15 protein-coding genes and 1 pseudogene are annotated in these 13,171 nt (G+C 69.8%); 14 read left to right on the top strand and 2 right to left on the bottom strand.

The features are described 5' to 3' along the window. The first annotated feature begins 75 nt into the window (after positions 1–75). The 13 genes and pseudogenes from ACXMYJ_RS19140 (at position 76) to ACXMYJ_RS19080 (ending at position 11,076) form a co-directional block, all read left to right on the top strand. Positions 76–1,128 carry a 2,3-butanediol dehydrogenase gene (locus ACXMYJ_RS19140; RefSeq protein WP_443188871.1) on the top strand — a complete coding sequence of 351 codons (1,053 nt, stop codon included), beginning with the start codon at positions 76–78 and terminating at the stop codon, positions 1,126–1,128. Beyond that, on the top strand, positions 1,125–1,904 hold the full coding sequence (locus tag ACXMYJ_RS19135; RefSeq protein ID WP_443188872.1) for an acetoin reductase: 780 nt from the start codon (positions 1,125–1,127) through the stop codon (positions 1,902–1,904). The genes ACXMYJ_RS19140 and ACXMYJ_RS19135 overlap by 4 nt, the downstream gene beginning before the upstream one ends. 23 nt (positions 1,905–1,927) lie before the next feature. After that, positions 1,928–3,262 (top strand): helix-turn-helix domain-containing protein, encoded by a 1,335-nt coding sequence (locus ACXMYJ_RS19130; RefSeq protein WP_460358440.1) that lies wholly within the window; start codon positions 1,928–1,930, stop codon positions 3,260–3,262. Next, on the top strand, positions 3,255–3,746 hold the full coding sequence (locus ACXMYJ_RS19125) for a DUF779 domain-containing protein (RefSeq protein WP_396885010.1): 492 nt from the start codon (positions 3,255–3,257) through the stop codon (positions 3,744–3,746). Before ACXMYJ_RS19130 ends, ACXMYJ_RS19125 begins: the two co-directional genes overlap by 8 nt. A gap of 103 nt (positions 3,747–3,849) precedes the next feature. Beyond that, a complete protein-coding gene (locus ACXMYJ_RS19120) occupies positions 3,850–4,128 on the top strand; it encodes a putative holin (RefSeq protein ID WP_260756800.1) in 279 nt (92 codons plus the stop codon). Then, the gene (locus tag ACXMYJ_RS19115; RefSeq protein WP_260756801.1) at positions 4,121–4,510 is read left to right on the top strand and encodes a hypothetical protein; all 390 of its coding nucleotides are present in this window, start codon (positions 4,121–4,123) and stop codon (positions 4,508–4,510) included. Before ACXMYJ_RS19120 ends, ACXMYJ_RS19115 begins: the two co-directional genes overlap by 8 nt. 57 nt (positions 4,511–4,567) lie before the next feature. Next, positions 4,568–6,143: pseudogene (locus ACXMYJ_RS19110) on the top strand (ABC transporter substrate-binding protein). Between the two features lie 101 nt (positions 6,144–6,244). Further along, positions 6,245–7,198, top strand: a complete 954-nt coding sequence (locus ACXMYJ_RS19105; RefSeq protein WP_460358474.1) for an ABC transporter permease — start codon at positions 6,245–6,247, stop codon at positions 7,196–7,198. Further along, positions 7,195–7,995: an ABC transporter permease gene (locus ACXMYJ_RS19100; protein WP_460358436.1), complete on the top strand. Its 801-nt coding sequence runs from the start codon at positions 7,195–7,197 to the stop codon at positions 7,993–7,995. Before ACXMYJ_RS19105 ends, ACXMYJ_RS19100 begins: the two co-directional genes overlap by 4 nt. Next, positions 7,989–8,783, top strand: a complete 795-nt coding sequence (locus ACXMYJ_RS19095; RefSeq protein WP_460358472.1) for an ATP-binding cassette domain-containing protein — start codon at positions 7,989–7,991, stop codon at positions 8,781–8,783. Before ACXMYJ_RS19100 ends, ACXMYJ_RS19095 begins: the two co-directional genes overlap by 7 nt. Next, positions 8,780–9,397, top strand: coding sequence for an ABC transporter ATP-binding protein (locus ACXMYJ_RS19090; protein ID WP_260756803.1), 618 nt, complete (start codon positions 8,780–8,782; stop codon positions 9,395–9,397). The genes ACXMYJ_RS19095 and ACXMYJ_RS19090 overlap by 4 nt, the downstream gene beginning before the upstream one ends. A gap of 5 nt (positions 9,398–9,402) precedes the next feature. Continuing rightward, the gene (gene lpdA, locus ACXMYJ_RS19085; protein ID WP_260756806.1) at positions 9,403–10,797 is read left to right on the top strand and encodes a dihydrolipoyl dehydrogenase; all 1,395 of its coding nucleotides are present in this window, start codon (positions 9,403–9,405) and stop codon (positions 10,795–10,797) included. Then, positions 10,798–11,076 carry a hypothetical protein gene (locus ACXMYJ_RS19080; protein ID WP_260756807.1) on the top strand — a complete coding sequence of 93 codons (279 nt, stop codon included), beginning with the start codon at positions 10,798–10,800 and terminating at the stop codon, positions 11,074–11,076. Positions 11,077–11,146: 70 nt separating this feature from the next. Here ACXMYJ_RS19080 and ACXMYJ_RS19075 read toward each other — a convergent pair whose 3' ends face one another. Next, complete coding sequence (locus tag ACXMYJ_RS19075; RefSeq protein ID WP_460358431.1) at positions 11,147–11,458, bottom strand: hypothetical protein; 312 nt, start codon at positions 11,456–11,458, stop codon at positions 11,147–11,149. A 29-nt stretch (positions 11,459–11,487) separates the two neighbouring features. Between ACXMYJ_RS19075 and ACXMYJ_RS19070 the strand changes: the two genes are divergently transcribed. Continuing rightward, positions 11,488–12,096: a GGDEF domain-containing protein gene (locus tag ACXMYJ_RS19070; protein ID WP_460358428.1), complete on the top strand. Its 609-nt coding sequence runs from the start codon at positions 11,488–11,490 to the stop codon at positions 12,094–12,096. On the opposite strand, the gene ACXMYJ_RS19065 is transcribed toward ACXMYJ_RS19070, so the two are convergent. After that, positions 12,078–13,118 (bottom strand): alpha/beta fold hydrolase, encoded by a 1,041-nt coding sequence (locus tag ACXMYJ_RS19065; RefSeq protein WP_460358425.1) that lies wholly within the window; start codon positions 13,116–13,118, stop codon positions 12,078–12,080. The genes ACXMYJ_RS19070 and ACXMYJ_RS19065 overlap by 19 nt on opposite strands. Positions 13,119–13,171 lie beyond the last annotated feature (53 nt).

Here is a 13,171-nt window from a genome sequence, read left to right as displayed (position 1 = left end):
TGTGCGGGGGCGACTCCCGCTGCAACCCCCTGCAACCCTTTCCCGGTGTGGCCGTGGTCACATAGAAATGCGGCCATGAGAGCAGCGGTGTACTACGGACCGAACAAGCTGGAAGTCGGCGACGTCGCCGAACCCGAACCCGGGCCGGGCACCGTCAAGCTGAAGGTCGGGTTCAACGGCATCTGTGGCACCGATCTGCACGAGTACTACGCCGGGCCGATCTTCGTGCCGACCTCGCCGCATCCACTGACCGGTGCCCAACTGCCGTTGACCATGGGTCACGAGTTCTCCGGCACCATCACCGCGGTCGGCGCCGGGGTGAGCGGCTGGAGTGAAGGCGACCGGGTGGCGGTCGAACCGATCTACAAGTGCGACCGCTGCGGCCCGTGCCGGGCCGGCAACTACAACGTGTGCCAGCAGATCGGCTTCCACGGCCTGATGTCCGACGGCGGCATGGCCGAGTACACCGTGGTGCCGACAGGCATGTTGCACAAGCTGCCCGACCATGTGTCGCTGGAACTCGGCGCTCTGGTCGAGCCGATGTCGGTCGCCTACCACGCCGCGACGCTCGGCGACGTGAAGCCGGGGGACACCGCGATGGTGTTCGGGGCCGGACCGATCGGGATCGGTTTGTGGTTCGCGTTGCGCGGCAAGGGCCTTGATGACGTGCTCGTGGTCGAACCGTCACCGACCCGGCGCGCCGCCATCGAGGCGCTCGGTGCCACCACGTTGGACCCGACGAGCGTCGACGTGCCGGCGTTCGTCGCCGATCACACCCGCGGTGACGGCGCCGACGCCGTGTTCGACGCGGCCGGCGTCACCCCAGCCGTCAGCACGGCACTGGCCTGCATCGGCTCGCGCAGACCGATGATCAGCGTCGCGATCTACGAAAAGCCGCTGGAGACACCGCTGTTGAATCTGGTGATGAACGAGTCCCGAATCCAGGGGTCGCTGTGCTACACCGGCGCCGACTTCGAAGCGGTGATCGCGCTGATGGCGCAGGGCAGGTATGACACCACCGGCTGGGTGACCCGGATCCCGATCGACGACGTGGTCGACGAAGGCTTCGAGGCACTGCATGCCGGCACCAAGATGAAAGTGCTCGTCGATCCGAACGGAGAATCATGACACTCAACGGCAAGGTGGCCCTGGTGACCGGCGCCGCGCGTGGCATCGGGCGTGGCATCGCGCTGCGCCTGGCCCGCGACGGCGCCGACGTGGCGCTGGTTGACGTGGCGCCCGACGGCATCGCGGCCGTCGCCGACGAGATCACCGAGATCGGCCGCAAGGCAACGACGTTCGTGGCCGACGTCAGCGATCGCGAACAGGTGTTCGCCGCCGTCGACCATGCGGACTCTGCGCTCGACGGCTTCGACATCATGGTCAACAACGCCGGCATCGCGCTGGTCGGGCCCATCGCCGACGTCACTCCCGAGCAGGTCGAGAAGCTGTGGGCGATCAACGTCAACGGCGTGCTGTGGGGCATCCAGGCCGCGGTCGCGAAGTTCACGGCGAACGGCACCAAAGGCAAGATCATCAATGCCTCATCGATCGCGGGCCACGACGGTTTCGCGATGCTCGGCCCGTACAGCGCGACCAAGTTCGCGGTGCGCGCGCTCACCCAGGCCGCCGCGAAGGAACACGCCGCCCACGGGATCACCGTCAACGCGTACTGCCCCGGCGTCGTCGGCACCGACATGTGGGTCGAGATCGACAAGCGATTCGCCGAGCTGACCGGCGCCGCCGAGGGGGAGACCTACGAGAAGTTCGTCGGCGGTATCGCGCTCGGCCGTGCCGAGACACCCGAGGACGTCGCCGGCTTCGTGTCCTACCTGGCCGGCCCGGACGCCGACTACATGACCGGCCAATCCGGCTTGATCGACGGCGGCCTGGTCTACCGCTGAGATGGGGAGCACTATGGGTACCGATGCCCAGCAATGTCGGCAGCTCGCCCGTGCCTGAACCCGCGGTGGCCGTCGGGGAAGACCCGCGCGACTACGCGCGGCTGATGTCGGCTGTCTACGACGCGACGATGGCCGGCCACCGGGCGCCGGCGCGGCCCCGGGAGGTCATCGGCGACTCCTGGCAGCGCCTGATGGCCAGCGGCATGCACCACCGGACCCCCGATGACCACACGCCGACGGTCGTCGAAACCGGTGCGCTGGAGATGCTGCGCCGGTCGTCGGGGCTGGTGGAGGTGCTCGACGAGATCTCTCACGGGCTGGAGTCGCTGGTCGCCGACGGGGACAACATCCTCGTCGTGGCCGACGCCCACGGTCGGGTGCTGTGGCGTTCCGGGTCGCCGGCGGTGCTCAGCAACGCCGACCGGCTCGGCTTCGTCGAAGGTGCGAACTGGGGTGAGGGCGCGGTCGGCACCAACGCGATCGGCACTGCGCTGGTGTCGCAACGCGCCGTGCAGGTGTTCTCCGCCGAGCACTTCCTGCGCAGCCATCACCCGTGGACGTGCGCGGGTGCGCCGATCCGGGATCCCCGCACCGGCCAGGTCATCGGCGTGGTGGACGTGTCCGGCCCGGCGGCGACCGTGCACCCGACCACCGTCGCGCTCGTCGACGCCGTCGCCCGGCTGGCCGAATCGCACCTGCGGCAGGAACACGACCGCACCCTCAACCGGCTGCGGGCGGTGGCCGCCCCGATCCTGGCGCGGATGGGCAGTCCCGCGCTGGCCGTCGACACCGAGGGCTGGGTGGCCGCCGTCGACGCGATGCCCTTGCACAACCGGATCCTGTTACCCGAACAGATGGAGCCGGGACGGGTCTGGCTGACCGCGCTGGGAATGTGCGCCGTCGAACCGCTCCCCGGTGGGTGGCTGGTGCGCTTGGCCGAGCCCGACGGCGCGGACGCGCGGGTGTCACAGGTAACCCTCGACTTCACCGATCCGGACTCGCCGTCGCTGATGATGACCGGACACTTCGGCAGCTGGCGCCACGACTTGACCCTGCGGCACGCGGAAATCCTTTGTGCACTGGCTATTTCACCGCAGGGTCGAAGCGCGCCGCAGCTCGCCGAGGACCTGTACGGCGACCGGTCCCGGGTGGTCACCGTGCGCGCGGAGATGTCGCGGCTGCGCAAACAGTTCACCGGACTGCTCGCGGCGCAGCCGTACCGGTTCGCCGGCTCGATCGACCTGCAGGTGCACTACCCGGCCGACTGTCGGCTGCTGCTGCCACCGTCAGTGGCCCCGGCGATCCGCACTGCGCGCACGGCCGGCGCAACCGCGACGACGAAGGGCGAGAATGGCTGACGTGGAGATCCCGAAGCGGGCACTGGTGACCGAGGCCGCGGCCGAACTGCTGCGCACACTGCAGCAGCGGCACGGCGCGTTGATGTTCCACCAGTCGGGCGGGTGCTGCGACGGGTCGTCGCCGATGTGCTATCCCGCCGGGGAGTTCCTGGTCGGCGACCGCGACGTGCTGTTGGCGGTGCTCGATGTCGGCGAGGACGGGGTGCCGGTGTGGATCTCGGGTCCGCAGTTCGACGCGTGGAAGCACACCCAGCTGGTGATCGACGTGGTGCCCGGGCGCGGCGGCGGCTTCAGCCTGGAATCCCCCGAGGGCAAGCGATTCCTGTCGCGGGGCCGCGCGTTCACCGGCGACGAGAACCGGGCGCTGGAAGGCGCGCCACCGGTCACCGGGGCCGCCTACGAACGCGGGGAACGGCCCGCGACGAGCGGCACGCACGTCGTCGCCGAAGCGGTCGACGCCTGCGCGCTCCCCGTCGCGGAATAGCATTCCTGGCGGTCAAACCGGCCCGGGTCGCGACCAGGAACGCGCTTCCGCGTTCGGGCGCGCCGCCCGGGTTCGGGCCCGCCGCGGCGTTATCGTCGACATCGTGATCCCGCTGCCCCGAGCATCGGTATTGGCCGGAGTGATGATCATCGGCGTCGCTCTCGGCATGATGGCCGCGCTCGTCGCCGCGGTCGAGGTCACCGCGACCATCCGTCCCGACATCGCCATCGGCGTGGTGATCGGCGTGCCGAGCGTCATCGGGATGTCGGTGATCCTGCTGTCGGGCAAGCGGTGGGTCACCGCCCTCGGCGCGATGATCCTGGCCATCGGTCCGGGCTGGTTCGGCGCGCTGACCGCGATCCAGGTGGCTTCCGGTGGCTGAGCATCAGGTCGCCCTCGACGACCCGGCGGACACGGGGGCCATCCCGCCGCCACCCGCGCAGCCTGTCGCGATCCCCCCGGCCGCGCAGTACATGAGCCGGTGGCGCTTCCTGCTCGTCCTCACCGGCGTGTGGCTCGTCGGCGCCGGGGCCGGCGCCGGACTGTACTTCTGGTGGTTTCACTCGCCGGCCAAGGATGTGCCGGTGTTCGCGGTGTTGGTGTTCGTGGTGGCCTGCGTCGTCGGCAGTCTGCTGACCGCGATGGTGCAGGAGCGGCCCGGCATCGCCGCGATGGCGCTCGCGATGATGTCGGCGCCGCTGGCCGCGGCGGCAGGTGCGGCGCTGCTGTACGGCGCGTACGTGTTCGGCTGGATCCCTAGATAGGCATCCGTCCACCCGGGTAGTTGCGCCGTCATGTAGTTCATGTGTTCAGATAGACACATGAAATTGCGCCCGGCGCTGGTCTGTGTCATGAGCACGCTTGTCGTCACGGCGTGCGCCGGCGAACCGGACGAGCAGCAGACCGAGCAGATCGTGCTCGCCGAGAGCTACGAGCTCGGCGGATACAACCCGGTCAACGGCTACTCCGAGTCCGGGGTCTCACCGATCTACGAAGGGCTCTACCGCCCCAGTGCGGACGCCGACAGCACGGTCCCCGGGTTGGCAACCGGCGCTGGCAGGTGGGGAACCCGAACCCGGGGGCCCCAACCGTTGGCGCATACCGTTGCGCCCCGGCGTGACGTTTTCCGACGGCAGCGCGTTCGACGCGGCCGACGTCGTCGCGACCTATGCCGCCGTACGCGACCCGCGGGTGGCATCCCAGATCTCGACGTCGGTGGCCCCCATCGTGTCGATCACCGCCGACGGTCCGGGCGCCGTCGTCATCGAGATGGACACCGCCGCCGACCCGAAGCCCTACCTGCTGATCGGCATCCTGCCGTCGGAGAAGGTCGAGGAGACGCCGGCCGCGGACTGGGCGGTCAACACCGCGCCCGTCGGCACGGGGCCATACCGGCTGGACAGCTTGCGGCCTGACCAGGCGGTGTTGGTCGCGCGCGACGACTACTGGGGTCGGCCGGCTCAGGTGAAGCGGCTTGTGTACACCTACACCCCCGACGACAACGCCCGCGCCCAGAGCATGGTCGCAGGCGCGGTGGACGGCACCACCCTGCCGCCGCGGCTGATCGCTTCGATCGACAGCGACGACATCCAGACCGTAGGTGTGCAGTCCGCGGACTGGCGCGGCGTGGCCCTGCCCGCCGGGAACCCGTTCACCGCGGACGTGCGCGCCCGGTTCGCGATGAATCTCGGTGTCGACCGCGCGGCGATGGTGCGTGACGTGTTGGTGGGCTACGGGCGTCCCGCGAGTACCCCGGTGGCGCCGGCGTACGGCGACGCCTACAACCCCGACGCGCAATACGCATTCGATCCCGAGGGCGCCAAAGCCGTTCTCGACGAAGCCGGTTGGCGCCCTGGGGCGGGGCAGATCCGCGAAAAAGACGGAGCGAGAGCATCTTTCGAACTGCTGTACAACGCGCAGGACACCTTGCGGCGTGACCTCTCCGTCGCGTATGCGGCCGCGATGAAACCGCTCGGGGTCGACGTCAGACCCCGCGGCACCAGCTGGGACGAGATCGACACCCGCTTCGGTGACTCGGCGGTGCTGCTCGGCGGTGGCGCGACGCCGTACAGCATCGATGCTCAGGCCTACGACACCTTGCACACCCGGGTGCCCGACTCGTCGCCGTACTCGAACCCCGGGAACTTCACCGCACCGGGCCTGGACAGGATGCTCGAAGAGGCGAGCCGATCGGCCCCCGGCCCCGCGAAAGACCGCCTCTATCGCGACATTCAGTCGAGCTACGCGGCTCAGCCGTCGCAGGTGTTTCTGGTCTTCCTCGATCACGCTTACGCCTATCGGGACCGAGGCTGGAACCAGACGGCGCCGATCATGGAGCCGCACTCGCACGGGGTGTCCTGGGGTCCGTGGTGGAATATCGCCGCGTGGACGCGGTAGGCAGCCGGAGCGTGGACGCGGTGACCTCGGCGGCGGTTTCCGAGGCCGGCGAACATCCCCCGGCGGGACGGCCTGTCCGGCGCTCGCGCGCGGCCGTCCGGTTGCTCGCGGTCCGAACCGCGATCGCGATCCCGCTGACGCTGACCATCTCGGCGGCGATCTTCGCCGTCGCGTCCCTGTCCCCGTTCGACCCGCTGGCCGCCTACCTCGGCGGCAACTACCAGTTCGCCACCGAGGCTCAACGCGACGCCATGCGCGCGGCCTACGCCACCGACCAGCCCTGGTACCAGGCCTGGTTGCAGTGGCTCGGCGGTCTGGTCCGCGGTGAGCTGGGGTGGTCGTCGACGCAGTCCCAGCCAGTGGCCACCGTGCTGGCCGAGCGTCTGCCGTTCACGCTCACGCTGTCCGGTGCAGCGCTGCTGAGCGCGACGGCGGTGGCTCTCGCGCTGGGTTGCGTGGCCGGCATGCGCCGCGGCGGGTTGATCGACCGAGCCGTCACCGGGGTTTCGGTGACGTTAGCGGCCGTGCCGCCGTTCGTGGTGTCGCTGGCTCTCGTGGTGGTCGTGGCAGTGGGTCTGCGCTGGCTGCCAGCCTCCGGAGCTGCTGCACCGGGCGCCGACTACACGTTGGAAGGCATTGTGCGCCATGGCATCCTGCCCTGGGTCGCACTCACGGTGGCGATGATCCCGTGGCTGCTGCTGACCACCCGTGCTGCGGTGGCGGCGAGCGCCGACTCCGACGCGGTGCGCGGCGCCCGGTCACGCGGTGTGCACGGGTGGGCGCTGCTGCGCGGGCATATCGCCCCCGTCTCGGTGCTTCCCACCCTCGCGTTGTTGGGCACCCGGCTTCCGGAGCTCATCGCGGGCGCGGCGATCGTGGAGACCGTTTTCGGCTGGCCGGGCATGGCCGCTGTGCTGGTGGATTCTGCTGCAGCGCTGGACTTTCCGCTGCTCGCTGCGTTGACGGTTGCCGCCGCGGTGGCGGTGCTGGCGGGATCGGCTCTCTCGGATGCGGCTGCGGTCGCGATCGACCCGCGGATCAGGATGGCCGCATGAAGAGGGACGCGCCCTGGATCGTGCTGGGCGTCATCGTCGTCGTCGCGGTGGGGATCCCGCTGGCCGCCGGCGACCAGGTGGCGGACTTCTCCGCCGCGTTGCAGTCACCGAGCGCCGAACATCCTGCCGGCACCGATCATTCGGGCTATGACCTGCTGACTCGAACGGCCGAAGGCCTGCAGATGTCCCTGCTGATCGCCGCGGTGTGCGCGGTTGCGGCCACCGTCCTCGGGCTGGCCATCGGTGTCTGCGCGGCGCTGGTCGGCGGGTGGCTCGACGCGGTGGTGATGCGACTGGTCGACGGCGTCAACGCGCTGCCCCACCTGGTGGTGGGGATCGTCATCGCCGCGATGTGGCGGGGCGCCCCGCTGGCGATCATCGCCTCGATCGCGTTGACGCACTGGCCGGCTGTGGCCCGGGTGGTGCGTGCCGAACTGCTCGCGGTCGCCGAGGCGGGTTGGGTACAGACCTCTCGGCTGGCCGGCGCCTCGCGATGGTTCGTCGCGCGCAGTCACCTGGTGCCGGCGGTGTTGGCGCAGGCACTGGTCGCGATGGTCGTGCTGCTGCCGCACGCGGTGTGGCACGAATCGACGCTGTCGTTCCTCGGGGTCGGGTTGTCACCGGACCGCGCCAGCCTCGGCACACTGCTCAGCGAAGCCCGTGGCGCCGTACTCACCGGTGCGTGGTGGACTTTGGCGGTGCCGGCGGTGGCACTCATCGCGTCCGCGTTGACCTTCGCCGCGACAGGCGCATCCGTGCGCGAGCGGCACCGCGCACCGGCGGGCCGGGTCTGGTGACCGGCGCGCGGCTGGCCGGTCTGACGGTGGATATCGCGCTGCGACGCGGACGCCGCCCGGACACCGTCAACGTCCTCGACGACGTGAACCTGGAGGTCCCGGCGGGACAAGTCACGGCCCTGATCGGTGAATCCGGTTGCGGCAAGTCACTTGTCGTGGCTGCCCTGTCCGGTCTGCTGCCACCGGGATCCCGGGCCCGCGGCCTCGTGCACATCCGCGACCGCGAACTGCGTCCCGACGACGAACGGTCCTGGCGCGCGTTGCGGGGCCGGGATGTCGGGGTGGTACCCCAGTCAGCGGCGACGTCGTTCACCCCGGTGCGCACTGTCGGTTCCCAGCTCGCCGAGATCTGCGCACGGCTGGGTGGTGTCAGCGGACGCGAGGAGCAAATCGGCGTCAGCACCCCGGAGCAGTTGTGCGCGGCCGTTGCGCTGCCGGCCGGGGTGGTGCACCGGTACCCGCACGAACTGTCCGGCGGCATGGCTCAGCGAGTCGCGATCGCCGCGGCGCTGGCAGGCCGTCCCGCACTGCTGCTCGCCGACGAACCCACCTCGGCGCTCGACCCCGAGAATGCCGCACTGGTCTGGCGGCTGCTCGGCACCGCGGCCGCCGACGGCGCGGCGGTGCTGGTGGTCACCCACGACATGCCGTCGCTGCTGCGCGCCGAGGTTTGCGACGACGTCGCGGTGATGACCCGCGGCACCGTGCGGTCCCGGCAACCGCTGGCCGACGCGCTCGCCGACCCCGACCCCTATTTGCGAGCGCTGCTCGGGACGGTGCCGGTGTGAGCGGGATCGAGGCGCGCGGCCTCACGGTGTCCTTCCGCGGCGCGCCGGTGTTCGAGGGTGTGGACCTGGACGCGCCGGCCGGGGCGGTCACCGGTGTCACCGGCACCTCGGGCAGCGGTAAGACGACGCTTCTGCGGGTACTGGCCGGGCTGCACCCCGCCGACGCGGGCGAGGTCCGCTACGACGGCGCGCCCGCACCGGCGAAGGGGTCGGTCGCGCTGCTGGCCCAGCATCCCCGTCTGGTGTGCAACCCGCGCTGGACGCTGGCCCGGGTCCTCGCCGAACCCGCCGTGATCCGCGGACAGCGGCCCGCCGTCGACGAGGTGGCCCGCCGCGTCGGACTCGATCCTGAACTGCTGGACCGCTACCCGGGCCAGGTCAGCGACGGCCAGCTGCAGCGGGCCTGTCTCGGCCGGGTCCTCACCCAGCGAGCCCGCTTCCTGCTGTGCGACGAGCCGACCGCGATGCTGGACCCGATCGCCACCGGGTCGGTGGTGTCGCTGCTGGGCGAGTTCGCCGCCGACGGCGCCGCGGTTGTGCTCGTCAGCCACGACCCCGCGTTGGTCGACGCCCTGGCGGCGCACGCACTCGCCTTGCCGCGCCCATTAGGGTGAGAACCGTGACCCACTATGACGTCGTTGTTCTCGGAGCCGGTCCCGGCGGGTACGTCGCGGCCATTCGTGCCGCCCAGCTCGGGCTGAGCACCGCCATCATCGAACCCAAGTACTGGGGCGGCGTGTGCCTCAACGTCGGGTGCATCCCGTCAAAGGCGCTGCTGCGCAACGCCGAACTGGCCCACATCTTCACCAAGGAAGCCAAGACTTTCGGCATCAGCGGCGAGGCCACCTTCGACTACGGCGCGGCGTTCGACCGCAGCCGCAAGGTCGCCGACGGCCGCGTGGCCGGCGTGCACTTCCTGATGAAGAAGAACAAGATCACCGAGATCCACGGGTACGGCAAGTTCACCGGACCCAACAGCATCGAGGTCGACCTGAACGAGGGCGGCACCGAGAGCGTCGAGTTCGACAACGCGATCATCGCGACCGGCTCGAGCACCCGCCTGGTGCCCGGCACCTCGCTGTCGGAGAACGTGGTCACCTACGAGAACCAGATCATGTCGCGCGAGCTGCCCGGCTCGATCATCATCGCCGGCGCCGGAGCCATCGGCATGGAGTTCGCCTACGTGCTGAAGAACTACGGCGTCGATGTCACGATCGTCGAGTTCCTGCCGCGCGCGCTGCCCAACGAGGACGCCGAGGTCTCCAAAGAGATCGAGAAGCAGTACAAGAAGCTTGGCGTGAAGATCCTGACCGGCACCAAGGTCGAGTCCATTGAGGACGAGGGCGGCCAGGTCACCGTCAAGGTGAGCAAGAACGACAAGTCCGACGAGCTCAAGGCCGACAAGGTGCTGCAGGCCATCGGCTTCGCGCCGAATGTCGAGGGCTTCGGCCTGGACAAGGCCGGCGTCGAGCTGACCGACCGCAAGGCCATCGGCATCGACGACTACATGCGCACCAACGTGCCGCATATCTATGCGATTGGCGATGTCACCGGCAAGTTGCAGCTCGCCCACGTCGCGGAGGCGATGGGTGTGGTCGCCGCCGAGACCATCGCCGGCGCCGACACGCTGGCGCTGGGCGACTACCGCATGCTGCCGCGCGCGACGTTCTGCCAGCCTCAGGTGGCTTCCTTCGGCCTGACCGAGCAGCAGGCCAAGGACGAGGGCTACGACGTGGTCGTCGCGAAGTTCCCGTTCACCGCCAACGGCAAGGCCCACGGCCTCGGTGATCCGACCGGCTTCGTCAAGCTCGTCGCGGACAAGAAGTACGGCGAACTGCTGGGCGGCCACCTGATCGGTCACGACGTCTCCGAGCTTCTGCCCGAGCTGACCCTGGCGCAGAAGTGGGACCTGACCGCCAACGAACTCGCTCGCAACGTGCACACCCACCCGACGATGTCGGAAGCGATGCAAGAGTGCTTCCACGGTCTGGTCGGCCACATGATCAACTTCTAATTGAGAGCCATCTGGGTTGCCGGTGTCGGCGGATTGATCCTGGGTCACATCCTGTGGCTGGCGGGGATCTCCGCGGCCATCTCGTCGTCGAACGTGCCCACCTGGGTGCTGGTCGTCGCTGCTGCGTCGCTGGGCATCGGGCTGATCTCGGCGCTGCTGGCCCGGCGGGCATGGCGGCGTAAGGACCGGCGGTCCGAGATCTGGGCCGCGTTTCTGTGGGGTCTTCCGGTTTCTCCGGTGTTGCTGTCGCTGATTGTGCTTGGTGTGACCTACCTCTAGGCCACAATGGTCCGGTGCGGGACGGGTCGGTCGGCAGTTTGCTACGTCAGTGGTGGCGTCAGAGCGATGACTACCAGTGGCGGATCGATTTTCTGCGGAGCCGCGGACTGCTGTCGGTACTGCGCTGGGTGATCGCCGGTATCGGCGTCACGATGGGCGCGCTGTCGGTCGTGAATGCCTTCGCGCCGCCGGGAGCGGTCGATGCGGTGTTTCGGATCGGCTGGGCAGTGGTGGCCATCGGTTCGCTGGGCTGGGCGGCGCGCTGGGCGTTTCTGCCGTGGCCGACGGCACGGGCCTCCGCCGGGCTGGTGGTGTTCGTCGACGTCCTCATGACGTTGTCGGCGCTGCTTTTCGGTGACCCGAACCTGGCGATGTCGGGCATCACCATCCTGTTGTGCGCGGGCGGGCTACGTGGTGTTCTTCCACGGTCCTCGGCTGCATCTGGCCCACATCGGCTGGTGCATCGTCTCGGTCGTGGGCATCGCGGTGTGGCTGGCGTCGGTCAGTGGGGAGTACGGGCTGCAGGTGGCCGTCTCCCGGGCCGTGATCGCGTTGCTGGTGACGGTATGCGTCCTGCCTGCGCTGCAGTTCGGGTTCTGGTTGCTGCAGGGCAGCTCGAAGCAGTCGTTCACCGATCCGCTGACCGAGCTGACCAATCGCCGCGGGTTGGAGGTGTCGATGAAGCGGCTCAACGAGGCCGCGCGTGGTGATGCGCAACTATGCGCATTGCTGATCGACGTCGACGGTTTCAAGGAGGTCAACGACACCCTGGGGCACGCGGTCGGCGACGACGTGCTGATCCGCACGGCGAGGCGGATCCGCGAGAGTGTGCGCGACGATGCCGTGGTGGTCCGGTGGGGCGGCGAGGAGTTCCTGGTGGTGGACCGGATCCCGGCACCTCAGGCCGAGACGTCGCAGAGCGGATCCGTTCCGCGGTGTCGGCGCCGGCCCATCCGGCCATCACGGCGAGCATCGGCGTGGCATCGTGCCGGCCGTCCGAGTCAGCCCTTGTCGACGTGATCGTCGCCGCCGATTCGGCCATGTACGAGGCCAAGGCCTGCGGCGGGGACCGCGTCATCGTCACCAACGGGGCGCGCTGACCCGTCGGTCCTCAGGTGGTGCGCCAGGAACGCGAGCACGTCGTCGGCCTTGGCGAAGCCTCCGAGGTGACTCTCGTCGGGCATCAGCAGCAGGTCGACGGCAGGCAGGTGCTCGGCGGCGGCCTGGGCATCGGCCAGCGAGATGATCGAGTCGGCGTCGCCGTGCCACCAGCGGACCGGCACCTTCACATCGGCGAGCCGGAAGCCCCAGTCCCGGCCGAACAACCGGGCGTCGTCGAGGAGCGCCTGGAACCCGCCGGCGGCGGCGTGCACGATGTCGTCGATGAACATCGCCTCGATCTCAGGGTTGGCGAACACCTGCTTGTCGCCGTCGGGCATCGCCGCGCTCAGACCGCGGTAGGCCAGGTGCGCCAGCGGTATCACCGGGGTGAGCAGCCCCGCGGTGACCCTGGCGAACGGGCGTCGCAGCGCCGAGGTCACCGGGGCGAACCTGCGCGCCAGCTCGATGGGTCCGCTGCAGGTGGCGTCGGGACCCACCGACGGGGTCACCCCGCCCAGGACGGCGACGGCCGCGACGCGGTCGGCCAGTGCCGGCGTGCCGGCGCAGGCCAGCGCGAACGGACCGCCGCCGGACAGTCCGACGACGCCGACCTTGTCGGCGCCCAGCACGTCGGCCACATGGGCCATGTCGTCGGCCCAGTCACCGATGCGGTGGTAGCGGTGCGGATCGCTGAGCCCGGAACCGGCGCGCTCGACGAGGACCACCCGCAGCCCGAGGTTCTCGGCCGCGCGTCGCCCGACGATGGGCAGCTGTCTGCGGCCGCCGGGCGTGCCGTGGAACCACAGCACCAGCGGCCCCGACGGGTTGCCGTACTCCGCGTAACCGAGGCGGCGACCGTCGGGCAGGAAGACGGCGCCCTCGGCGCGGGGTGGCGCACAGCGCGGCACCCCGGGCGGGTGGCGCCACGGATTCGACAGCATGGACGCATGGTAGCCGTGGGGTTTACAGCCGTGGCCGGCTATGTCAAAGCGGC

The organism is Mycobacterium sp. ZZG, from assembly GCF_054786995.1.
The sequence above is the reverse complement of the archived record's forward strand: the minus strand, read 5'-3'. Positions and strand labels throughout refer to the sequence as shown.